This is a genomic window from Pseudomonas sp. 51_B (assembly GCF_017491595.1).
Classification (GTDB): domain Bacteria; phylum Pseudomonadota; class Gammaproteobacteria; order Pseudomonadales; family Pseudomonadaceae; genus Aquipseudomonas; species Aquipseudomonas promysalinigenes.
In genome coordinates this window covers 1-452 of sequence record NZ_JAFGYW010000377.1, presented here as the reverse complement: position 1 = coordinate 452, position 452 = coordinate 1, and the positions used below count along the sequence as shown (strand labels likewise).

Here is a 452-nt window from a genome sequence, read left to right as displayed (position 1 = left end):
GGCGATCACCAGATCGACGATGATGAACACGATGTACAGCAGAAAGCCGATCTTGAACGCGTCGGTCAACTCCGATAGCGCGAACGCCGGTGCGAGAACGATGAGGTCGCGCTCGTTCAGAAGCGATGCTTCTTCCTTCGGCCAGATGACGGAAGCGGAACGAATAAAGAAGCGTTTTTCGCGTTCGGGAGTGTGTTTCTCGAGAAACGATCGGAACGGTTCGAGTGCTGAACCGAGCGCTTGGATGATGGCCTGGGAGGACTGCGAGGCGAGCTGTTGTTCGTCGAGCGCCTTCGCCGCCTGCATGCCGATAGGTGCCATCACGTAGAGCGATACCAGAATCGCGATCCCGTTGAGAACCATATTGGGCGGAACCTGTTGCACGCCGAGCGCGTTGCGCAGAAGCCCCAGCACGACGACGATCTTCGCATACGACGTCACGACCATCGCAA

1 protein-coding gene is annotated in these 452 nt (G+C 57.7%); it reads right to left on the bottom strand.

Annotation, left to right across the window (positions count from 1 at the left end):
• Positions 1-452 (bottom strand): EscR/YscR/HrcR family type III secretion system export apparatus protein (locus J5M56_RS25315; protein ID WP_207938099.1); only part of this gene is annotated, 452 nt, incomplete at both ends.